At 67.5% G+C, this 22,389-nt stretch carries 20 protein-coding genes and 1 tRNA gene; 10 read left to right on the top strand and 11 right to left on the bottom strand.

What is annotated here, in order from left to right; translation table 11 throughout:
- Window positions 1–228 precede the first annotated feature (228 nt).
- Window positions 229–357, bottom strand: coding sequence for a DLW-39 family protein (locus tag ACZ7M7_RS27850; RefSeq protein ID WP_003999697.1), 129 nt, complete (start codon window positions 355–357; stop codon window positions 229–231).
- Window positions 358–694: 337 nt separating this feature from the next.
- Here ACZ7M7_RS27850 and ACZ7M7_RS27855 point away from each other — a divergent pair, with 337 nt between their 5' ends.
- The gene (locus ACZ7M7_RS27855; protein WP_383608325.1) at window positions 695–1,072 is read left to right on the top strand and encodes a DUF6344 domain-containing protein; all 378 of its coding nucleotides are present in this window, start codon (window positions 695–697) and stop codon (window positions 1,070–1,072) included.
- A 69-nt stretch (window positions 1,073–1,141) separates the two neighbouring features.
- On the opposite strand, the gene ACZ7M7_RS27860 is transcribed toward ACZ7M7_RS27855, so the two are convergent.
- The 10 genes from ACZ7M7_RS27860 to dnaA all read right to left on the bottom strand — a co-directional run bounded on the left by ACZ7M7_RS27860 (window position 1,142) and on the right by dnaA (window position 15,019).
- Window positions 1,142–1,885, bottom strand: a complete 744-nt coding sequence (locus ACZ7M7_RS27860) for an AAA family ATPase (protein WP_383628845.1) — start codon at window positions 1,883–1,885, stop codon at window positions 1,142–1,144.
- Window positions 1,886–1,965: 80 nt separating this feature from the next.
- Window positions 1,966–2,042, bottom strand: a tRNA-Ile gene (locus ACZ7M7_RS27865).
- A 136-nt stretch (window positions 2,043–2,178) separates the two neighbouring features.
- On the bottom strand, window positions 2,179–2,979 hold the full coding sequence (locus ACZ7M7_RS27870) for a DUF3566 domain-containing protein (protein ID WP_472121298.1): 801 nt from the start codon (window positions 2,977–2,979) through the stop codon (window positions 2,179–2,181).
- An 18-nt stretch (window positions 2,980–2,997) separates the two neighbouring features.
- A complete protein-coding gene (gyrA, locus tag ACZ7M7_RS27875) occupies window positions 2,998–5,589 on the bottom strand; it encodes a DNA gyrase subunit A (protein WP_383608317.1) in 2,592 nt (863 codons plus the stop codon).
- Between the two features lie 42 nt (window positions 5,590–5,631).
- A complete protein-coding gene (gyrB, locus tag ACZ7M7_RS27880; protein ID WP_472121304.1) occupies window positions 5,632–7,692 on the bottom strand; it encodes a DNA topoisomerase (ATP-hydrolyzing) subunit B in 2,061 nt (686 codons plus the stop codon).
- 476 nt (window positions 7,693–8,168) lie between these two features.
- Complete coding sequence (locus tag ACZ7M7_RS27885; RefSeq protein WP_383608311.1) at window positions 8,169–8,720, bottom strand: DciA family protein; 552 nt, start codon at window positions 8,718–8,720, stop codon at window positions 8,169–8,171.
- Window positions 8,717–9,838, bottom strand: coding sequence for a DNA replication/repair protein RecF (gene recF / locus ACZ7M7_RS27890; RefSeq protein ID WP_383628850.1), 1,122 nt, complete (start codon window positions 9,836–9,838; stop codon window positions 8,717–8,719). Before recF ends, ACZ7M7_RS27885 begins: the two co-directional genes overlap by 4 nt.
- Window positions 9,839–9,998: 160 nt before the next feature.
- The gene (gene gnd, locus ACZ7M7_RS27895) at window positions 9,999–10,874 is read right to left on the bottom strand and encodes a phosphogluconate dehydrogenase (NAD(+)-dependent, decarboxylating) (protein ID WP_472121310.1); all 876 of its coding nucleotides are present in this window, start codon (window positions 10,872–10,874) and stop codon (window positions 9,999–10,001) included.
- Between the two features lie 215 nt (window positions 10,875–11,089).
- Window positions 11,090–12,220 carry a DNA polymerase III subunit beta gene (gene dnaN, locus ACZ7M7_RS27900; protein ID WP_266824758.1) on the bottom strand — a complete coding sequence of 377 codons (1,131 nt, stop codon included), beginning with the start codon at window positions 12,218–12,220 and terminating at the stop codon, window positions 11,090–11,092.
- 858 nt (window positions 12,221–13,078) lie between these two features.
- Window positions 13,079–15,019 carry a chromosomal replication initiator protein DnaA gene (gene dnaA, locus ACZ7M7_RS27905; RefSeq protein ID WP_383608306.1) on the bottom strand — a complete coding sequence of 647 codons (1,941 nt, stop codon included), beginning with the start codon at window positions 15,017–15,019 and terminating at the stop codon, window positions 13,079–13,081.
- 383 nt (window positions 15,020–15,402) lie between these two features.
- Between dnaA and rpmH the strand changes: the two genes are divergently transcribed.
- The 9 genes from rpmH to ACZ7M7_RS27950 all read left to right on the top strand — a co-directional run bounded on the left by rpmH (window position 15,403) and on the right by ACZ7M7_RS27950 (window position 22,333).
- On the top strand, window positions 15,403–15,540 hold the full coding sequence (gene rpmH / locus ACZ7M7_RS27910; RefSeq protein WP_005482975.1) for a 50S ribosomal protein L34: 138 nt from the start codon (window positions 15,403–15,405) through the stop codon (window positions 15,538–15,540).
- 21 nt (window positions 15,541–15,561) lie between these two features.
- Window positions 15,562–15,933 (top strand): ribonuclease P protein component, encoded by a 372-nt coding sequence (rnpA, locus tag ACZ7M7_RS27915; RefSeq protein WP_472121315.1) that lies wholly within the window; start codon window positions 15,562–15,564, stop codon window positions 15,931–15,933.
- Complete coding sequence (gene yidD / locus ACZ7M7_RS27920) at window positions 15,930–16,283, top strand: membrane protein insertion efficiency factor YidD (RefSeq protein WP_383608302.1); 354 nt, start codon at window positions 15,930–15,932, stop codon at window positions 16,281–16,283. Before rnpA ends, yidD begins: the two co-directional genes overlap by 4 nt.
- Before the next feature lie 3 nt (window positions 16,284–16,286).
- Window positions 16,287–17,558: a membrane protein insertase YidC gene (gene yidC, locus ACZ7M7_RS27925; RefSeq protein ID WP_383608300.1), complete on the top strand. Its 1,272-nt coding sequence runs from the start codon at window positions 16,287–16,289 to the stop codon at window positions 17,556–17,558.
- Window positions 17,559–17,573: 15 nt separating this feature from the next.
- Window positions 17,574–18,086, top strand: coding sequence for a Jag family protein (locus tag ACZ7M7_RS27930; RefSeq protein ID WP_369272170.1), 513 nt, complete (start codon window positions 17,574–17,576; stop codon window positions 18,084–18,086).
- Between the two features lie 126 nt (window positions 18,087–18,212).
- Window positions 18,213–18,929, top strand: a complete 717-nt coding sequence (rsmG, locus tag ACZ7M7_RS27935; RefSeq protein WP_383608298.1) for a 16S rRNA (guanine(527)-N(7))-methyltransferase RsmG — start codon at window positions 18,213–18,215, stop codon at window positions 18,927–18,929.
- Window positions 18,930–19,227: 298 nt separating this feature from the next.
- Window positions 19,228–20,301 carry a ParA family protein gene (locus ACZ7M7_RS27940; protein WP_472121719.1) on the top strand — a complete coding sequence of 358 codons (1,074 nt, stop codon included), beginning with the start codon at window positions 19,228–19,230 and terminating at the stop codon, window positions 20,299–20,301.
- Window positions 20,298–21,395, top strand: coding sequence for a ParB/RepB/Spo0J family partition protein (locus tag ACZ7M7_RS27945; protein ID WP_427843624.1), 1,098 nt, complete (start codon window positions 20,298–20,300; stop codon window positions 21,393–21,395). The genes ACZ7M7_RS27940 and ACZ7M7_RS27945 overlap by 4 nt, the downstream gene beginning before the upstream one ends.
- A 320-nt stretch (window positions 21,396–21,715) precedes the next feature.
- Window positions 21,716–22,333 (top strand): GNAT family N-acetyltransferase, encoded by a 618-nt coding sequence (locus tag ACZ7M7_RS27950; RefSeq protein ID WP_406200225.1) that lies wholly within the window; start codon window positions 21,716–21,718, stop codon window positions 22,331–22,333.
- Window positions 22,334–22,389: the final 56 nt, after the last annotated feature.

Here is a 22,389-nt window from a genome sequence, read left to right on the forward strand (position 1 = left end):
CGCGGCGCCACCACGCCGTACGCCGCCGCCTCATCACGCGCCACCCCTCGCCGCCACCGGACCATGGACTCGCCCATCCTGCCCAGCCCGGCAGCTCGGCACCCACGCAATCCGTACGACTGTCCGATACGCCCGGCTCTAAGGCCTCACGGCGACTCCCGCAACCCGAGCACACAAAACCCCGACCGCAACGGCGGCCGGGGTCTGTTCAGATTCCGAAGTGGTGACTCACGAACCCGTGGGCACGGAGTCAGTCGCCTCCGTCCACAGATCCTGCTCGGCGCGATCCGCCTGGATCTGGCGGTACACGAGGAGCCCGCCGATGGCGGCCAGTGCGACCAGGAGAAGCTTCTTCACCGCGCGACCTCGTCTTTCCTTGACGTAGGGGACCTCTGGCGCCCGACTATACACACCGACCGATATCGATCGGTGACCTGAGTCGGGGCTCAACTGCCCTCCGGAACAGCGCAGTAGAAGCGGATGACATCGCTCCGATCGGAGGGTGATCACACCCCGACAGACGGTGACTTCGCGCCTCTTCCTCCGGCTTTCGGCACTCTTCCCGTCTCTTGCGCCCATTCGAGTGGTGTTCATCTGAAGATCGACGCGTCATGGGCGTCGGTCCATGACTTCTCGGCCCCCATACACATCATGAGGAAAGTACGCAAATCGCCCAACCCGAAAGTGAGGGGCCATGACCAGGAACAAGGTCATGAACCTGTGGACGGCCATCGTCACCGCCTTCCTCGCGCTGTGCACAGCGCTCGGCTTTGTCACATCGACCAGCGCTGCGGCGGTGCCGCACACCGAGACGTCACGCAAGAGCGGCAGCGACGACAGCGACCGCAGCGCGGAGCTGACGGTGCCTGCGATGCCGAACTGGGCGTGGTCCTACGCCAGAGCGCTGCCCCCCACGATGAAGCAGCGCATCAGAGCCGAGGCCCACGGCAAGACCCCCAGCTGCCGGCACCGACCGCTGACGGAGACAGAAGCGGCGACGCCCCCCTCGGCCCCCCGAGAATGCGTCCACGCCGGCCCCCCGACGCAGCCCCTCGTGCCACACCAGCGCTGAACCGACGGCCCACCCCGAGCCGTCACCCCTTGCCCCAACGCGCACCATCCCGTAAGCGCCACGGCGTGCTCACCTCTCATCGACGATGTGCCGGAGATAGGCCCATGGATCGTTGAGATAGCGCCGCCAGTGGTCGACGAGCTCCAGATCCCGCCAGCCGGCGGGACGCATTCCGTGGTCACCCACCTCGATGATCTCGGCGCCAGGCAGCGCCGTCAGCACGGGTGAGTGCGTCGCGCAGATGATCTGTGCGCCGGAACGCCCCAATTCATACAGCAGACCCACGAGTTGAAGACAAGAAGCGAAGGACAGCGCAGCCTCGGGCTCGTCCATGACGTACAGCCCCGGCTCCTGAAACCGCTCGCGGAAGGCCATCAGAAAGCCCTCGCCGTGGCTCATCTCGTCCGCGGCCCCGGACAGCCTTCCCGTCTTCTGCTCACGGTCCAGCGCGTCCAGCGCCGTCTCCGCCCGCAGGAAGAAACCTCTGCGGCGCGTACGAGGCCCCTGCAGCATGCGCCGACCGGCCGGCGTCGGCTCGAACCGGATCCGCCCGCCCAGCGCCGACGGCTCACGCCAGCTCGCGTACTTGTAGCCCGCGGATCCGCCCCAGGAGTCCAGGCCGAAGCCCTCCGCCAGCGCCTCCACGAGGGTCGACTTGCCCGAGCCGTTCTCCCCCACGAGGAACGTGACCGGCGCGGTGAACTTCAGGCCGCCCTCCAGCAGCTGCCGCACGCACGGCACCGACCAGGGCCACTGGCTGCCTTCCCCCAGCTCGCCCTCGGCAACATGCGCGTATGCCCGTTCGACGATCATGCAGCCAGGCTCTCATCCGGCACTGACAATCGGGCTACGGCAAAAGGCCACCCCCTCATGTGAGGGGGTGGCCTTTTCGCTGGTGGGGCTAACAGGATTTGAACCTGTGGCCTCATCCTTATCAGGGATGCGCTCTAACCAACTGAGCTATAGCCCCGCCGCGCTCTGCGGTGTGTCCCGCGCGCTGACTCCTGAAGATTAGCGCACGACGTGGGCAGTCCCAAAATCGGTTGTCGGGGGACCGTCAGGAGAGGTTTGAAGCCGCCTTTGAAGCCACCCTGGGGCGGCAACGGTCACTCGTCCTCCGCGAGCGTCAGCTCGACGCCGCCCACGAAGCCGGCGGAGAGGTTGTAGATGAACGCGCCGAGGGTCGCCAGCGCCGTCGCGAGGACGACGTCGATGACCGCGATGATCGACGTGAACATCAGGACGTGCGGCAGCGAAAGGAAGGCCTGCAGGTCGAAGCCGTTCGACTCGTTCGAGCCGGTGGCCTCGGAGATCGTGCCGCCGACCGTCGAGAAGACGCCCATGGCGTCCATGACCATCCAGAGCACCGCGGACGCGACGATCGTGCAGATGCCCAGCGCGATGGAGAGCAGGAAGCTGACCTTCATGACCGACCACGGGTCGGCCTTGGCCACGCGCAGGCGCGCCTTGCGGGTGCGGGGCGTCGTACGGGCACCGGTGCGCGGCCGGCGTACCGCGCTCTCCGGGGCGGGCGTCTGGTAGGCCTGCGGCGGGTGGTAAGGCCCGGCGGACTGCTGCGGCTGCCGTTCCCCGGGCAGCGGCGACGTGGACGTCGCGGAGGCCGCCTGCTGCGCCCCTGAGGGCTGCGGCTGGGGCTGGGCGCCCGGAGCGGCCGAGCCCGCCGCGTACTGCTGGGTCTGCGAGCCTCGGGTGTCCGTCACGGGTCCCCCCTGGGATCCAGGTGCATCGGGCGAGGGCGAGCCCTTCGCGGGCGACTTGATCGCCTTCAGCTGGGTGGTGTGCGGGTCGTTCGCAGGCGCGGCGGAGCCACGGCCGCCGCCCGTCTCCGAACCGGCTGTAGAACCGGTCGAGGTACCGGACGATCCGGCGCCCGTGGCTCCGCTCACGATGACTCTCTCCTCGTGCTACTCGGCCGAGGGCATTTCACCCTCGTCCGTGCCGGTGGTCGCGGCACCCTCGGCGATCTCGTCGACGACGATGTCGCCGTCGACCTCCTCCGCCTCGCGTCCCGCCTCGGCGTTACGTGCGATACCGACGACGGCATCGCGCTTGCCCAGGTTGATCAGTTGGACGCCCATGGTGTCACGGCCCGTCTCCCTGACCCCGTTGACTCGCGTACGAATCACACCGCCGCCCAGCGTGATGGCGAGGATCTCGTCGGCCTCCTCGACCACCAGCGCACCGACGAGCGATCCGCGATCCTCGACGATCTTGGCGGCCTTGATGCCGAGGCCGCCGCGACCCTGGACGCGGTACTCGTCGACGGGAGTCCGCTTCGCGTACCCGCCGTCGGTGGCAGTGAACACGAACGTACCGGGTCGAACAACATTCATCGAGAGGAGCTCGTCTCCCTCGCGGAAGCTCATGCCCTTGACACCCGAGGTGGCGCGGCCCATGGGACGCAGTGACTCGTCGGTGGCGGTGAACCTGATCGACTGTGCCTTCTTGCTGATCAGAAGCAGATCGTCGTCGGCCGAGACGAGTTCGGCACCGATCAGTTCGTCGTCGGAACCGTCCGCCGTTTCCCGAAGGTTGATCGCGATCACACCACCGGAGCGCGGCGAATCGTAATCCTTCAGAGGCGTCTTCTTCACCAGACCCGCCTTCGTGGCGAGCACCAGGTACGGCACGGCCTCGTAGTCGCGGATCGCGAGGATCTCGGCGATCGCCTCGTCCGGCTGGAAGGCGAGCAGGTTCGCGACGTGCTGCCCGCGCGCGTCACGGCCGGCGTCGGGGAGCTCGTACGCCTTCGCCCGGTAGACGCGGCCCTTGTTCGTGAAGAACAGCAGCCAGTGGTGGGTCGTCGAGACGAAGAAGTGGTCGACGATGTCGTCTTCCTTGAGCTTCGTGCCCCGTACGCCCTTGCCGCCGCGCTTCTGCGCCCGGTAGTCGACGGTCTTGGTGCGCTTGACGTAACCGCCGCGCGAGACCGTGACCACGATGTCCTCTTCGGCGATGAGGTCCTCGATGGACATGTCACCGTCGTAGGGGACCAGCATGGTCTTGCGGTCGTCGCCATACTTCTCGACGATCGCGGCGAGTTCCGCGCTGACGATGCCGCGCTGGCGGACCGGCGAGGCGAGGATCTCGTTGTACTCGGTGATCTTCGCCTGGAGTTCGTCGTGCTCCTGGACGATCTTCTGGCGCTCCAGGGCGGCCAGTCGGCGCAGCTGCATCTCGAGGATGGCGTTGGCCTGGATCTCGTCGATCTCCAGGAGCTCCATCAGGCCCGTGCGCGCGATGTCGACGGTGTCGCTGCGCCGGATCAGCGCGATGACCTCGTCGATGGCGTCCAGGGCCTTCAGCAGGCCGCGCAGGATGTGCGCCCGCTCCTCCGCCTTGCGCAGGCGGAACTTCGTACGACGGACGATGACCTCGATCTGGTGCGTCACCCAGTGGCGGATGAACGCGTCCAGGGAGAGCGTGCGCGGGACGCCGTCGACGAGCGCCAGCATGTTGGCGCCGAAGTTCGTCTGCAGGTCCGTGTGCTTGTAGAGGTTGTTCAGTACGACCTTGGCGACCGCGTCCCTCTTGAGCACGATGACGAGACGCTGACCGGTACGGGAGCTGGTCTCGTCGCGGACATCGGCGATGCCGCCGATCTTGCCGTCCTTCACCAGGTCGGCGATCTTCTGCGCGAGGTTGTCGGGGTTGGTCTGGTACGGCAGCTCCGTGACCACCAGGCACTGGCGGTTCTGGATCTCTTCGACCTCGACGACGGCACGCATGGTGATGGAGCCGCGGCCGGTGCGGTACGCCTCCTCGATGCCCTTACGGCCGACCACGAGGGCGCCGGTCGGGAAATCGGGGCCCTTGATGCGCTCGATGAGCGCGTCCAGGAGCTCCTCGTGGGAGGCTTCCGGGTTCTCCAGGTACCACTGGGCGCCGGACGCGACCTCGCGCAGGTTGTGCGGCGGGATGTTGGTCGCCATTCCGACCGCGATGCCCGCCGAGCCGTTGATCAGCAGGTTCGGGAAACGGGCCGGCAGGACGGTCGGCTCCTGGGAGCGGCCGTCGTAGTTGTCCGTGAAGTCGACGGTCTCCTCGTCGATGTCGCGGACCATCTCCATCGACAGCGGCGCCATCTTGCACTCGGTGTAGCGCATGGCCGCCGCCGGGTCGTTGCCCGGCGAGCCGAAGTTGCCGTTGGAGTCGACGAGCGGCATGCGCATCGACCACGGCTGGGCGAGGCGGACCAGGGCGTCGTAGATCGAGGAGTCGCCGTGGGGGTGGTAGTTACCCATGACGTCGCCGACCACGCGCGCGCACTTGTAGAAGCCGCGCTCGGGACGGTAGCCGCCGTCGTACATGGCGTACAGGACGCGGCGGTGGACGGGCTTGAGGCCGTCCCGGACGTCCGGCAGCGCACGCGAGACGATGACGGACATCGCGTAGTCGAGGTACGAACGCTGCATCTCCGTCTCGAGCCCGACGGGCTCGACGCGCAGGGCCAGGCCGTCGTCCTCAGGCGTGACGGGAGTGTTCTCGTCGGTCATTGCTGGTGAAGGTCCTTCCTGGTGCGGTCAGCTGAGACCGACTCAGATGTCGAGGAAGCGGACGTCCTTGGCGTTGCGCTGGATGAACTGGCGGCGAGCCTCCACGTCCTCGCCCATGAGGACCGAGAACAGGTCGTCGGCCTGGGCGGCGTCGTCGAGGGTGACCTGGCCGAGGACGCGGTGCTCCTGGTCCATCGTCGTGATGCGCAGCTCTTCGGCGTTCATCTCGCCGAGACCCTTGAAGCGCTGGATCGAGTCCTCGCGGACGCGCTTGCCGCGCTGGCGGCCCATCTCCAGCAGTGCGTCGCGCTCACGGTCGGAGTACGCGTAGTCGATCTCGTCCCGGCCCCACTTGATCTTGTAGAGCGGGGGACGGGACAGGAACACGTGCCCGGCCTCGACCAGCGGCCGCATGAAGCGGAACAGGAAGGTCAGCAGCAGGGTGTTGATGTGCTGGCCGTCGACGTCGGCGTCCGCCATCAGGATGATCTTGTGATAGCGCAGCTTCTCGATGTCGAAGTCCTCGTGGACTCCGGTACCGAAGGCCGAGATCAGCGCCTGGATCTCCTGGTTCTGCAGGATCTTGTCGATCCGCGCCTTCTCGACGTTGAGGATCTTGCCCCGGATCGGGAGGATCGCCTGGACCTCAGGGTTGCGGCCGGACTTGGCCGAGCCGCCGGCGGAGTCACCCTCGACGATGAAGATCTCGCACTTGGTGGGGTCGTTCGACTGGCAGTCGGAGAGCTTCCCCGGCAGGGACGCCGTCTCCAGCAGCCCCTTGCGACGCGTCAGGTCACGGGCCTTGCGGGCCGCCACGCGCGCGGTGGCCGCCTGGATTCCCTTGCGGATGATGTCCGCGGCCTCGACCGGGTTGCGGTCCAGCCAGTCGTTGAGGTGCTCGTAGACGACCTTCTGCACGAAGGTCTTCACCTCGGTGTTGCCCAGCTTGGTCTTGGTCTGGCCCTCGAACTGCGGCTCGCTCAGCTTCACCGAGATGATCGCCGTCAGACCCTCGCGGATGTCGTCACCCGTGAGGTTGTCGTCCTTCTCACGCAGCAGCTTCTTGTCACGCGCATACTTGTTGATCAGCGAGGTCAGCGCGGCGCGGAAGCCCTCTTCGTGCGTACCGCCCTCATGCGTGTGGATGATGTTGGCGAAGGAGTACACACCCTCGCTGTAACCGCCGTTCCACTGCATGGCGAGCTCGAGGGAAAGGCTCTTGTCCCTGTCCTCGGCCTCGAGGTCGATCACGGTGGGGTGCACCACGTCTCCCTTGCGGGAGTTGAGGTACTTCACGAAGTCGACGATGCCGCCCTCGTAGTGGTACGAGACGCTCCTGACCTCGTGCTTCTCGTCCTCGCCCGCCTCGTCCGCACCGGCCGTGGCCTTCGCCGACTCACGCTCGTCGGTGAGGTTGATCCGCAGACCCTTGTTGAGGAACGCCATCTCCTGGAAACGCCGCGAGAGCGTCTCGAAGGAGTACTCGGTGGTCTCGAAGATGTCCGGGTCGGCCCAGAAGGTGACCGTGGTGCCGTGCTCGTCCGTGGCCTCGTGCTGGGCAAGCGGGGCCGTCGGCACGCCCAACTTGTAGTCCTGCGTCCAGCGGTGGCCGTCGGTCTTGATCTCGACGGAGACTTTGGTCGACAGGGCGTTCACGACGGAGACACCCACGCCGTGCAGACCGCCGGAGACCGCGTAGCCGCCGCCGCCGAACTTGCCGCCCGCGTGGAGCACGGTCAGCACGACCTCGACGGCCGGCTTGCCCTCGGACGGCACGATGCCCACCGGGATGCCACGGCCGTTGTCCACGACCCGTACACCGCCGTCGGCGAGGATCGTCACGTCGATCGTGTCCGCGTGCCCGGCCAGCGCCTCGTCGACGGAGTTGTCGACGACCTCCTGCACCAGGTGGTGAAGTCCGCGCTCACCGGTCGAGCCGATGTACATACCGGGTCGCTTGCGAACCGCGTCCAGACCCTCGAGGACGGTGATGGCGCTGGCGTCGTACGAGGCGGTGACCTCGCCGTTCGACGAGGTCATCGCGCCGTTGGCGCCGGCGTCGGTGGACGGGATGTTCTCGTTGGGGTTGCCGGAATCGGCCACGAAGCGCCCTTTCTGGCACAGCACAAGCCAGGCTCGTCGGCGGGTTGCCGGAGCGGCTGCGGCATGTTGCGTTGGTAAGCCTTGATCAGCGTTGCTCAGCTTTTCCCGGCGGTCCCCACGATTGGGGCGGGATTAGCCTCCAGTCTACCGGTAGCGCCGACAGTGATGGGGGTTTGCCGGTACCTGAGTCCGCATGTGCCGCCCTGAACCTGGCTCCGCCGACTCCCGATATACGGATGGGGGCTCCAAGAGGCTCACAGAGCCACTCAGCGCTTCCGGCCGTCAACCCTTTGCTACTTAGGAGTCAGGTCGCGATTCGCAACCGCGTGCGGTTGCACGAGGACGAGGTCAGCGGTGGTGGTCAGCGACCACTGATGCCTGCTGGTGTGATGTCAGTCACCTGTGGCCGACGGGGCTGTGGAGACTGCTGTGACGGCGGTTCCGGAAGCCCCTGACGCGTCCTCCCGCCGGTCCGATCACCCGTAGGTGTCGCCGGGCCCCGTGCTGCCGGGAGCGCGCAGCGGGCCGTAGCGGCGCGCCGGGCCGTTGGGACCCTGCACCTTGATCTGCCGCACCGCGCCATGCCCGAGGTCCTCGTTGAGACGGGCGACCAGCGTCGGCGCGAGCAGCCGCAGATTCGTCGCCCAGGCCGTCGAGTCGCAGCGCACGATCAGAGTCCGCTCGTCCTCGTCGTACTTCTCCGGCACGCAGTGCTTGGCGACGTCCTCGCCGACGATCTGCGGCCAGCGGCCCATCACACCGCCCACCGCGGCCGGGGCCTCCCAGCCCCGCTCGGTGATCAAGCGGTTGATGGCGGAGCCGAGCGCCATGGGGTCGCGGCCGTCCGCCCGCGCGCCGGAGCGCAGGCCACCGCGCCGCGCCTGCTTCTTCTGCTGCGCCGCGTCGCCGCGCGCGCGTGCCTGCTCCTTGGCCGCCCTGAGCGCCACGCGCGCGAGGTCGACACCCGAGGGTTCGGGGGCCTTCCGGGGAGAGCCCTCGTTGTCCTTCGCGGACGGCTTCTCGCTCATACGCGCTCCACCATCCCCTCGGACACCGTGTACCGCGCCCCCGTCAGCACGTGCGGTACGTCGTCGTCGACCGCAGCGGTCACCAGGACCTGCTCGCCGGGCGCGACCAGCTCGGCCAGGCGCTCACGGCGCCGAGTGTCCAGCTCCGCGAAGACGTCGTCCAGGACCAGCACCGGTTCGTTGCCCTCGGCCCGCAGCAGGTCGTACGAGGCCAGACGGAGCGCCAGCGCATAGGACCAGGACTCGCCGTGCGAGGCGTATCCCTTGGCGGGCAGCTGACCGAGTTTGAGAAGCAAATCGTCCCGATGAGGGCCTACGAGGGTGACACCCCGCTCGATCTCCTGCTTGCGGGCCTCGGCGATCGCCGCCATCAGCTGCTCGAAGAGGTCCTCGCGCGTGTGGGCCTCGCCGGGAGCCGACGGCTTGTAGTCCAGCGCGATGGGGCCGCCGCCGGGGGCCAGTTGCTCGTACGCCTTGTCGGCCAGCGGCTGGATCGTCGCGATCAGATCCAGGCGCTGGGCGAGCAACTCGGCGCCCACGCGGGCGAGATGCTGGTCCCAGACGTCGAGGGTGGACAGGTCCATGGAACGGCCGCCGTGCCGACGGGCCAGCGCGGCCGACTTCAGGAGCGTGTTGCGCTGCTTGAGGACCCGCTCGTAGTCGGAGCGGACGCCGGCCATGCGCGGGGTACGGGCGGTGATCAGCTCGTCCAGGAAGCGGCGCCGCTCGCCTGGATCGCCCTTGACCAGGGCGAGGTCCTCCGGGGCGAACAGGACGGTCCGGACGATGCCGAGCACGTCACGGGGTCTGACCTGCGAGGACCTGTTGATACGGGCCCGATTGGCCTTGCCGGGGTTCAGCTCCAGCTCGACCAGCTGCTGCCGCTCGCCCTGCCGCACCTGCGCCCGGATGACCGCCCGGTCGGCGCCCATGCGGACGAGGGGTGCGTCGGAGGAGACCCGGTGGCTGCCGAGGGTGGCGAGATAGCCGACGGCCTCGACGAGGTTGGTCTTGCCCTGGCCGTTGGGTCCGACGAAGGCGGTGACGCCCGGGTCGAGCGGGACTTCGACCCGGGCGTACGAGCGGAAGTCGGCCAGCGACAGATGCGTGACGTGCATGGTCGTTCGCCGACCTCCCCCAACATGTGGTTCGACTGTCCCCAGTTGTGGACAACCGGGTCACTCCTGGGGGTGCCAGGGTGCCATCCCCAGGGTGTGGATTACTTTCTCCGGTCTCCGACGGGCACTTCCGTCCCGACGGTCACTTGTGCTCCACCGGTCACTTCTTCTCGACCGCGTGGCCGCCGAACTGGTTCCGCAGCGCCGCGATCATCTTCATCTGCGGGGAGTCGTCCTGGCGGGACGCGAACCGCGCGAACAGCGACGCGGTGATCGCCGGCAGCGGCACCGCGTGGTCGATGGCTGCTTCCACAGTCCAGCGTCCCTCGCCGGAGTCCTGTGCATAACCCCTGAGCTTGTCCAGGTGCTCGTCCTCGTCGAGGGCGTTCACCGCGAGGTCCAGCAGCCAGGAACGGATCACCGTGCCCTCCTGCCAGGAGCGGAAGATCTCCCGGACGTCGGTCACGGAGTCGACCTTCTCCAGCAGCTCCCAGCCCTCGGCGTAGGCCTGCATCATCGCGTACTCGATCCCGTTGTGGACCATCTTCGCGAAGTGCCCCGCGCCGACCTTGCCGGCGTGTACAGCGCCGCGGTCGCCCTCCGGCTTGAGGGCGTCGAATATGGGCTGCACCTTGGCGACGTTCTCCGCGTCGCCGCCGTACATCAGCGCGTAGCCGTTCTGCAGGCCCCAGACGCCGCCGGAGACGCCGCAGTCGACGAATCCGATGCCCTTGGCCGCCAGCTCCTCGGCGTGCCGCTCGTCGTCCGTCCAGCGGGAGTTCCCGCCGTCCACCACGACGTCACCGGGCTCCAGCAGCTCGGCGAGCTCGTCGATGGTCGACTGGGTCGGGGCACCTGCCGGGACCATCACCCAGATCACACGCGGCCCGGGGAGCTTGCCCACAAGCTCTTCGAGGTTGTGGGCATCCGCGAGGTCCGGGTTGCGGTCGTATCCGACGACGGTGTGGCCTGCGCGGCGGATCCGCTCGCGCATGTTGCCGCCCATCTTGCCGAGGCCGACGAGACCGAGCTCCATCAGTTGTTCCTTAGGTTGCTGTGGCGTGTGGGGCACCTTCGTACCCGCGTACGAGCCTAAACCCGGACGCACGCGCACATCCGTGGGCATAGGCGCTCATACGTACGCCCTCACCTGCGGCTTCGCCCGACAGCTCGTCCCCAGGCCCGGTGATCCACCGGTGCTGGGGACGCTGTGGACAACCGCGGCGCCGACCTCGGCAGCCGCTCAGCCGCTCAGCCGCTCAGCCGCACCGGCATGATCAGGTACTTGTAGGCCTCGTCCGCCTCGGCGTCCAGCGCCGGCTTGCCGCTGAGCAGCGCGGGCTTCGTGGACGTCGTGAACGACAGCTGGGCGACCGGGGAGTCGATGGCGCTCAGGCCGTCCAGCAGGAAGGTCGGGTTGAAGGCGATCGACACGTCGTCGCCCTCCAGCTGGGCGTCGACCCTTTCCACAGCCTGTGCGTCGTCGCTGGAACCGGCCTCCAGGATGAGCACGCCCTGCTCGAAGCTGAGCCGCACCGGGGTGTTGCGCTCGGCGACCAGGGCCACGCGCTTGACGGCCTCCACAAAGGGGGCGGTCTCGATCACGGCGATGCTGTTGAACTCCGTCGGGAACAGCGAGCGGTACTTGGGGAGGTCGCCCTCCAGGAGACGGGTCGTCGTCCGACGGCCGGCGCCCTCGAAACCGATCAGGCCCTCGCCGGCACCCGAGCCGGACAGCGCCAGGGTGACGCTGTCGCCGCTCGTGAGCGCCTTGGCGGTGTCCAGGAGCGTCTTCGCGGGCACCAGGGCAACCGCGGACGCCTCCGGGTTCTCCGGCTTCCACAGGAACTCGCGGACGGCGAAGCGGTAGCGGTCGGTGGAGGCCAGCGTGACGGTGTCGCCCTCGATCTCGATGCGCACACCGGTGAGGACGGGCAGCGTGTCGTCGCGGCCGGCGGCGATGGCCACCTGGGCGGCGGCGGAGGCGAAGACCTCACCGGGGACGGTGCCGGTCGCCGTCGGCATCTGCGGCAGCGCCGGGTACTCCTCCACAGGCAGGGTGTGGAGTGTGAACCGCGAGGAGCCGCAGACCACGGTCGCCCGTACACCGTCTGTGGAAATCTCCACCGGTCGGTTGGGCAGAGCGCGGCAGATGTCGGCCAGCAGGCGGCCGGAGACCAGGACCGTGCCCTCCTCCTCGACCTCGGCCTCGACGCTCACCCGCGCGGAGACCTCGTAGTCGAAGCTGGACAGGCTCAGCTGGCCGTCCTCGGCCTTGAGGAGGAGGCCGGCGAGGACCGGCGCCGGCGGACGGGCCGGGAGGCTGCGTGCCGCCCAGGCCACTGCCTCCGCGAGTACGTCGCGTTCCACCCGGATCTTCACTGTTGCCGCCTCCTGCTGTTGCCGGCGCTTCTCGGCCTGCCTGGCTTCGTCGTCTGTCTCGGTGTCGTCGGCCCCAGTGACGGGAAGGACACCGGGAACAGTCTGACGCACCCCACTGACAGTAGGTGCCTCTCGGGGTCAAGTCGTGACGAGGGGCAGCCGGGAGCCGGACAGCGAGTTGTGCACAGGACCCTCTTCGAAACGGATTCCCAGCTCTCTCTAGTTGGGAGTAGTAGTAGGGCCTGTGGAAACCGTGGATAACCGCGTTTGCCCAGCTCAGAGGCAAGATTTTGTCCACGGGTCCTGTGGGCGACGCCAGTGGACAACCAGGTGTTTCTGTGGAGAACGGAAAGTTCTGCACACCCCATGCACAGCCTGAGGCGACTTCTCCCCAGCGCCGTCCCCAGCTTTACCCACCTTTCCCACAGGCCAACCCGGCACCTTCGTGTGACGCCTTTCACTCGCGCCGGTGAGAAGGCGCGTCGCGTTGCCGAACAGTGGACAGTGATGTGGAGAAGCTGGGGATCACTGGGGACAACTGGCTCCAGCCTGTGGGTTGCCGGTGGACAACTTGATGCACAGCCTGTGGATCGTCTCGCTGTCCACAGTCTGTGGAGATCGTTCGTCCACGAATCCACAGGCAGTTGACCTGGTCTGATGGTCTTTCAACAGAGGCCTCTGTGGACACAGTCTGGACAACTTCCCAGTCCCCAGGATGTGGACGGCAGAAAGTCGCCGAATCTGTGGAGAGTGGCCGTAACGCGGCAAGTATTCGAACAGCCGACAACCGCGACATGACGAAGGGCGCCCCCGATGTCTTCCACCGGGGGCGCCCTTGCGTGCGTATCGCTGGGTCGGTCAGCCGTTCTTGATGCGGTTCGTGAGCTCGGTGACCTGGTTGTAGATGGCACGACGCTCGGCCATCAGATTGCGGATCTTGCGGTCGGCGTGCATCACCGTGGTGTGGTCGCGGCCGCCGAACAGCGCACCGATCTTCGGCAGCGACAGGTCCGTCAGCTCACGGCACAGGTACATGGCGATCTGCCGGGCCGTGACCAGCTGGCGGCCGCGGGAGCTGCCGCACAGGTCCTCGACGGTGAGACCGAAGTAGTCGGCCGTGGCGCTCATGATGGCCGTCGACGTGATCTCCGGCGTCGCGCCGTCGCCGCCGGGGATCAGGTCCTTGAGGACGATCTCCGTCAGTCCCAGGTCGACCGGCTGCTTGTTGAGCGAGGCGAACGCCGTCACCCGGATCAGCGCGCCCTCCAGCTCGCGGATGTTGCGCGAGATGCGGGAGGCGATGAACTCCAGGACCTCCGGCGGGGCGTTGAGCTGCTCCTGGACCGCCTTCTTGCGCAGGATCGCGATGCGCGTTTCCAGCTCGGGCGGCTGGACGTCGGTGATCAGGCCCCACTCGAAACGGTTCCGCAGCCGGTCCTCCAGGGTGACCAGCTGCTTGGGCGGCCGGTCGCTGGAGAGCACGATCTGCTTGTTGGCGTTGTGGAGGGTATTGAAGGTGTGGAAGAACTCCTCCTGCGTCGACTCCTTGTCCGCGAGGAACTGGATGTCGTCGACGAGCAGGATGTCCATCTCGCGGTAGCGCTTGCGGAAGCTGTCGCCCTTGCCGTCGCGGATGGAGTTGATGAACTCGTTTGTGAACTCCTCCGAGCTCACGTATCGCACGCGCGTGCCGGAGTACAGGCTCCGCGCGTAGTGTCCGATCGCGTGCAGCAGGTGCGTCTTGCCGAGCCCCGACTCCCCGTAGATGAAGAGGGGGTTGTAAGCCTTCGCGGGCGCCTCGGCGACGGCGACCGCGGCCGCGTGCGCGAAGCGGTTGGAGGCGCCGATGACGAACGTGTCGAAGAGGTACTTCGGGTTCAGGCGCGCGGTCGGCTCGCCGGGCCCGGGCGCCGGCGCGGGCTGCGCGGCCAGCGGGCCGGGGGCGCCGGTGGTCGGCAGGTTCGAGCCGACGGGGCCGCCGCGGTGCACATGGCCGGAGCCGGAGGGCGGCTCGGGCCGGTCGCGGCGGGAGTCGAGGCCACGGCGGGCGTCCAGGTCACGCCGGGCGTCGCGGTCGTAGTCGGCGCGTGGTTGGTCGTAGTCCGGCCGCTGCTGTTCGTATTCGGGGCGGTGCTGCTCGTAGTCGGGGCGGTGCCCGTCGTACGACGACCGCTCCATCGGCTGCGGCCGGTAGTCCTGGGCGGGTGGGCCGTAGGAGTCCTGCTGGTACGAGTCCTGGCCGTAGGAGTCCTGCGACGGCGACGCGTACGGGTCCCGCTCCGGGAAGCCGAGCCGCTGCTGCTGCCAGCCGTAATCGTCCTGGCTCGGGCGCGGCCAGCTGCCGGGGCCGGGTTCGGGGCGCTGGTACTCGCTCGGGTAGGCCGGGCGGGCGGTGGGCAGCTGGTCGCCGGATCGCTGATCATCGGCGCGGTGGCGGCCGTAGCCCTCGTACGAGGGGAGTTCGGGCTCCTCGTAGCGCGACTGGGGCGGGGCGGGGGGCGCCGGCGGGGCCGGGGGCTCGCCGGCGGAGTCGTCGACGGTGATCGCGATGCGGATCGGACGGCCGCACTCGCGGCTCAGGGTCTCGCTGACGATGGGGGCCAGGCGGCCCTCCAGTACGCCCTTCGCAAATTCGTTCGGCACGGCGAGCAACGCGGTGTCGGCGACCAGCGCGAGCGGCTGGCAGCGCCGGATCCAGTGCTCGTCCTTCACCTCGACACCCTGGCCGCGACCTTCACCGAGGAGTTGCTCGAGTACTCGTGGCCACACTGCGGCAAGATCGGCAGGTACGTCAGCCACAGGGCACGCTCTCTCACGGGTCCCACGAACGTGTGATTGTGGGACGGGTCGGGATTCAAACCGGGCGGAGCCCGAATCAAGGAGACAAGGGAACGAATCGGAGTCCAGTCACGGTAGTCAGGGCGGTGGGTGCGGTTCAAGTTGTTGTCCCCAGCCTGTGGATAGTGTCTCCTAGTGACCTCTGGTTTGACCGGATGGCGTAGCCGCGCGTACCGTAACCAGGTCGAGTTGTCGATGGCTGCTGCCGCCTGCCTCCGATGGGCACAGATCGCGTCAGGTGATCGGGAAGCGGTGCACTCGGGCGTTAACGCGAGCTACTCGTGGGCGCACGGTGACAGCCAAGACGGCACCCCGCCACTACCAATGATTTCTGGAGCCCCCGAGTGAGCAAGCGCACCTTCCAGCCGAACAACCGTCGTCGCGCGAAGACCCACGGCTTCCGCCTGCGGATGCGCACCCGTGCCGGCCGCGCGATTCTGGCGAACCGCCGCAGCAAGGGTCGCGCCAGCCTGTCCGCCTGATTCTGATCAGGTCATGACGTCGTGCTGCCTACCGAGCATCGGCTGAGGCGGCGCGAGGACTTCGCGACCGCGGTACGACGAGGACGCCGGGCTGGACGCCCGACTCTCGTCGTCCACTTTCGTAGCGGTGCCACGGACCCGCACGCGCCTGGGGAGAGCGCTCCCCCGACGCGTGCGGGTTTCGTCGTGAGCAAGGCAGTGGGTGGCGCGGTCGTGCGGAACAAGGTGAAGCGCAGGCTTCGCCATCTGATGCGCGACCGAGTCGACCAGCTGCCCCCCGGTAGCCTGGTAGTCGTACGAGCGCTGCCCGGTGCGGGTGACGCCGACCATGCACAGCTGGCCCAAGACCTGGACGCCGCTCTGCAGCGGCTGCTGGGAAGGGGCGCGCGATGAAGTACCCACTGCTGGCTCTGATCAAGCTGTACCAGTGGACGATCAGTCCACTGCTCGGGCCGGTGTGCAAGTACTACCCGTCGTGCTCCCACTACGGCTACACCGCCATAGACCGGCACGGTGCGATCAAGGGCACGGCGCTCACCGCCTGGCGCATTCTGCGGTGCAATCCGTGGTCGCTGGGTGGTGTGGACCATGTCCCGCCACGCAAGCGCCCGCGGTGGCACGAGTTGCTGCGCAACGCTTGGCGCGCACGCAAGGGCGGGCCCTCCGCCGCCGAAACGGCCACCGAAGAGAAGGTTCCTTCGAGCCCGGCCGCAGAGACCTCGCCCCATGCCCAAGGAGCATGATTAGTGGACACGATTGCCAGCTTCTTCAGCTTCATCACGACACCCGTTTCCTGGGTCATCGTCCAGTTCCACTCGGTGTACGGCGCCATCTTCGGCCCTGACACCGGGTGGGCCTGGGGGCTGTCCATCGTGTCCCTGGTGATTCTGATCCGTATCTGCCTGATCCCGCTCTTCGTGAAGCAGATCAAGGCGACCCGGGCCATGCAGACGCTGCAGCCCGAGATGAAGAAGATCCAAGAGCGCTACAAGAACGACAAACAGCGCCAGTCCGAAGAGATGATGAAGCTGTACAAGGAGACGGGTACCAACCCGCTCTCCTCGTGCCTTCCCATCCTGGCGCAGTCGCCGTTCTTCTTCGCCCTGTACCACGTGCTCAACAGCATCGCGAACAACGACACCGTCGGTGTCATCAACGAGAGCCTGTTGCAGAGCGCGCAGAAGGCACACATCTTCGGTGCTCCGCTGGCCGCGAAGTTCACCGACAGCTCCGCCGATGTCGCCGCGCTCGATGCGTCGCTGGTCACCGTCCGCATCGTCACCGCGGTCATGATCGTCCTGATGTCGGCGTCGCAGTTCTACACGCAGCGTCAGCTGATGACGAAGAACGTCGACACCACGGTGAAGACGCCGTTCATGCAGCAGCAGAAGATGCTGATGTACATCTTCCCGGTGATGTTCGCCGTCTTCGGCATCAACTTCCCGGTCGGTGTCCTCGTCTACTGGCTGACCACCAACGTGTGGACCATGGGCCAGCAGATGTACGTCATCCGCAACAACCCGACCCCGGGGTCCAAGGCGCAGGCCGCGTACCTGGAGCGTCTGACCAAGCACGTCACGAGCCACGGCAAGACCCGCGGTCGCGGTGAGCGCGCCATCGTCAAGGCCATCGTCGCCAAGGGACGCGACCGCAACGAGCACGAGCGCAAGTTCATCAACGGCCTGAGCAAGGCGGGGCTCGCGGCGCAGGCCGACGGCACCGTGCTGAAGGGCGAGGGCGCTGTCGCCACAGTGGCCGAGGACGGTACGCCGACCACCGGTGCCGCCGCCAAGCGGCAGCAGCCGAAGCGGCAGAGCAAGTCCCAGCGTCAGCACGGCGGTCCCAAGCAGGCCGGTGAGCCGACGACGTCCCTGGAGAAGTCCGACGAGCCCGAGGACGAAAAGCCCGGTGCTGCCAAGAAGACCGCGCAGAAGTCCGGCGGTGGCAGCCGTAGTAAGGCCCAGTCCGGGCAGCGCAAGGGCGGTCCGCAGCGCCCCAAGTCCCCGACCAAGAAGTAAGAAGGAGCCCATCCCGTGACGGAAGGCACCACCTCCGCCGCTGCCGAGGGTGCAGACACCCTGTCCCGCCTGGAGCAGGAGGGCGAGATCGCGGCGGACTATCTCGAGGGTCTGCTTGACATCGCCGATCTCGACGGCGACATCGACATGGACGTCGAGGCCGACCGCGCCGCTGTCTCGATCATCAGCGACGCGGGCGGCCGAGACCTGCAGAAGCTGGTCGGTCGTGACGGCGAGGTGCTGGAGGCACTGCAGGAGCTCACGCGCCTGGCCGTCCACCGGGAGACCGGAGACCGCAGCCGGCTGATGCTGGACATCGGGGGTTACCGGGCCAAGAAGCGTGCCGAGCTCTCCGAGCTGGGTGCCAAGGCCGCCGCCGAGGTCAGGAGCACGGGCGAGCCCGTGAAGCTGAAGCCGATGTCGCCGTTCGAGCGCAAGGTCGTGCACGACGCGGTCAAGTCGGCGGGCCTGCGCAGCGAGTCCGAGGGCGAGGAACCGCAGCGGTTCGTCGTTGTGCTTCCCGCCTGATCGGTCCTCTACATTCCCCCGGCCCCGTCTGCGCGCAGGCGGGGCCGAACTTTGTCAGCCTGAATAGTTCTGGTGGTTCTGGTGCCGGCGCTCGCCGCGTCGGCGCGAACGGAAGGACGGTCCCCCGTGACGGAGGCAGCGGAGCTTCCCCCTGTGCCCGAGCAGGCACGTGAGGTGTTCGGCGATCGCTACGCTGATGCGGTCCGCTACGCCGAACTGCTCGCCGAGGCGGGTGTGCAGCGGGGGTTGATCGGCCCGAGAGAGGTGCCCCGCCTGTGGGAGCGGCACCTGCTGAACTGCGCGGTGCTCTCCGAGGTCGTCCCGGAGGGCGTGATGGTGTGCGACGTCGGCTCGGGCGCGGGCCTGCCCGGTATCCCCCTGGCGCTGGTCAGGGAGGACCTGAAGATCACGTTGCTGGAACCCCTCCTGCGCCGGACGAACTTCCTGACAGAGGTCGTGGAGCTGCTGGGACTCGACCATGTGACGGTCGTCCGTGGCCGTGCCGAGGAGGTCATGGGGAAGCTGCCGCCGGTGCATGTCGTGACCGCACGTGCGGTGGCACCGCTGGACCGACTGGCCACCTGGGGCATTCCGCTGCTGCGGCCATACGGCGAGATGCTTGCCCTCAAGGGCGACGCCGCCGAGGAGGAGCTGAAGAGCGCTGCGACCGCCCTGAGTAAACTCGGCGCCGTGGAGACGTCGATCCTGCATGTCGGTGAGGGCGTCGTGGATCCCATGTCGACGGTCGTCCGGGTGGAGGTCGGGGAGAGCCCGGGCGGTGTGCGCTTCGCAGCCAAGCGAGCGAAGGCAGCCAGGACGGGACGCGCTCGCCGACGACGCTGATCCGTCCTGACGACGAGACGTACTCCACACAAGCTGGCAAACCTACCCATGCCGGAGTGTCGCGACAGTTCGGCCTCGGCTGCTGTGCATCGTGTTTCACGTGAAACGTCGCTCACTGCTTCACGGCATCATCAGTCGCGGCCGCGCTGCGGCCGAACCTCGAGATAGACAACCCCTCGGTTCTCTCGGAGAAGGTGCTTCCGATGACGCTCCGCCCCCCTTGCGGGGCACGGAGTTGTCCACAGAGGTGGATTTCTCCACAGAACACCAGGCCTCACTGGTTCACGACCCCGAAGACATGGGAGGCTCTGTTCATTGCGAGCCTGAAGTCGAGGAGAGTGAATCCGTGCGGTCCGACGCCAACATCGCGGGACCGATGACCGATCCGGTCCCCGGTCCCCGTACCGAGTCGATGGGGGACGATGTTTCACGTGAAACACCGCCCCCGATGGACGACACTCCCATCGGTCGTGCTGCCCAACTGGCGGTGGAGGCTCTAGGCCGCGCCGGCGAGGGCCTTCCACGGCCCGAGCAGACCCGCGTCATGGTGGTCGCCAACCAGAAGGGGGGCGTGGGCAAGACGACGACGACCGTAAATCTTGCCGCGTCGCTGGCTCTGCATGGTGGCCGTGTACTGGTCATCGATCTCGACCCGCAGGGCAATGCGTCCACGGCCCTGGGGATCGACCATCACGCAGAAGTTCCCTCGATCTATGACGTGTTGGTCGAGAGCAAGCCGCTGTCGGAGGTCGTCCAGCCGGTCCCTGATGTCGAGGGTCTCTTCTGTGCCCCGGCCACGATCGATCTCGCCGGTGCGGAGATCGAGCTGGTGTCCCTGGTGGCACGCGAAAGTCGACTGCAGCGGGCGATCCAGGCCTACGAGCAGCCGCTGGACTACATCCTCATCGACTGCCCACCCTCGCTCGGCCTGTTGACGGTCAACGCACTCGTGGCCGGGCAGGAGGTCCTGATCCCGATCCAGTGCGAGTACTACGCGCTGGAGGGCCTCGGCCAGCTGTTGCGCAACGTCGACCTGGTGCGGGGGCACCTCAACCCCGCTCTGCATGTCTCGACGATCCTGCTCACCATGTACGACGGCCGGACGCGGCTCGCGTCCCAGGTCGCGGACGAGGTGCGCAGCCACTTCGGCGACGAGGTGCTGCGGACGAGCATTCCCCGCTCGGTCCGTATCTCGGAGGCGCCGAGCTACGGGCAGACCGTGCTGACCTACGATCCAGGATCGAGCGGTGCCTTGTCTTATCTTGAGGCGGCACGAGAAATCGCGCTGAGGGGTGTCGGCGTCAGTTACGACCCGACGAACGCCCACTTCGGCGCCCAGAGCAACCCGAGCATGGTGGAGGGGATCCAGTGAGCGAGCGACGGAGGGGTTTGGGTCGTGGTCTCGGCGCACTGATCCCTGCTGCACCGACGGAGAAGACGGTGCCGCCGGCTGCGATGGGGGGCGCTGCGGCCACGTCCCCGGCTGCTGTCCCGGTGATGAGTGACCGTGGCGTAGCTGCGGCCAAGGTGGCCACGCTGCCGCCTGTTTCACATGAAACCGAGGAGCCTTCGCTCAACGGTGCCGTGGAGACGCCCGCATCTCCCATGGGCGCCCACTTCGCGGAGATCCCCCTCGACGAGATCACGCCGAACCCACGGCAGCCGCGTGAGGTCTTCGACGAGGACGCTCTGCAGGAGCTCGTCACCTCCATCCAGGAGGTTGGTCTCCTCCAGCCGATCGTCGTACGGCAGATCGGCCTCGCACGGTACGAGCTCATCATGGGTGAGCGTCGCTGGCGGGCCTGCCGTGAGGCCGGCCTCGAGGCGATCCCGGCGATTGTGCGGGCGACGGACGACGAGAAGCTTCTCCTGGACGCCCTCCTGGAGAACCTGCACCGTGCTCAGCTGAACCCGATCGAAGAGGCGGCTGCCTACGATCAGCTGCTGAAGGACTTCAACTGCACGCACGACCAGCTGGCGGACCGCATCGGCCGTTCTCGCCCGCAGGTCTCCAACACCCTGCGTCTGCTGAAGCTCACGCCCAAGGTCCAGAACCGGGTGGCCGCCGGTGTGCTCTCCGCCGGCCATGCGCGGGCGCTTCTCTCCGTGGATGACCCAGAGGAGCAGGAGCGGCTGGCCTACCGGGTGGTCGCCGAAGGGCTCTCGGTCCGGTCCGTCGAAGAGATCGTGACCCTGATGGGCTCCCGCCCGCAGAAGGCCCAGCGCTCCAGGGGGCCGCGGGCCGGCTCTGTGCCCTCCCCGGCGCTGTCCGACCTCGCGACCCGGCTCTCGGACCGCTTCGAGACTCGGGTGAAGGTCGAACTGGGCCAGAAGAAGGGCAAGATCACCGTCGAGTTCGCCTCTCCGGAGGACCTCGAGCGGATCCTCAGCACGTTTGCTCCGGGCGAGAAGCTCGCCCTCCAGAAGAGCCTTCTGGAGGGCGACGCAGAGGAGGACGAGGCCTGAGGCCCAGCCGGCCGGGCTTCCTTCCCAGTCTGTCCATGCGGGCCGTGTCCGGTGTGTACCGGAACACGGCCCGCACTTTGCTTTCTGGCGGTATCGATGGAATCGCATCGTGGATACGATGCGTTCGGGTATGGCGCATCCACCTGGCAGACCTCTAAGGGGAGGGCGGGGTCCATGCGAATGGTGAGCCGCACCGGATTGGTGAGCGCGGGTCTTGGGCTGGGCGCGGTCGGCGGATTCGTCGGCAGCCTGCTCAGGGAACGGAGCGCCCTGACAGCCGCTCGCGATGCCGCGGGCGAAGGAAGCGAGGAACGGCCTTCATGGGGCGACGGCTCGTACCGCTCACGCTGGACAACCTTCCGGACCTTCCCAAGCGCTGCCGCGCGTGTGTCTTCTGGGAGTTGGACCCGGTCAGCGGTGAAGCCGCAGTAAGAGCCGGCACTCCGGCCCTGGAGAAGGAAGCCTGGATCTCCGCCGTCCTCCTGGACTGGGGCTCCTGCGGGCGGGTCGTCTACGTCGATGACGTGCCGGTGGGCTTCGTGCTCTATGCGCCTCCGGCTTACGTTCCGCGCTCGACGGCGTTCCCCACGAGTCCGGTGTCGCCGGATGCCGTGCAGCTGATGACGGCGTTCATCATGCCCGGGTACCAGGGACAGGGACTGGGCCGGGTGATGGTCCAGACGGTGGCCAAGGATCTGCTGCGGCGGGGCTTCAAGGCCATCGAGGCATTCGGCGACGCGCGTTGGAAAGAGCCGGCGTGTGTGCTGCCCGCAGATCATCTCCTGGCCGTGGGCTTCAAGACCGTTCGCCCTCACCCCACGTCTCCGCGCCTGCGGCTGGAACTGCGCACGACGCTGTCCTGGAAGGAAGACGTGGAGATGGCGATCGACCGGCTGCTGGGGGCTGTGCAGAAGGAGCCCGTGCTGCGGCCTCTCTGACCGGTGCTCCGGGCCCCTCTATAGCTCCGGGCCCCTCTAAAGCGAATGGGCCAACC

The organism is Streptomyces sp. NPDC111606 (assembly GCF_055656945.1).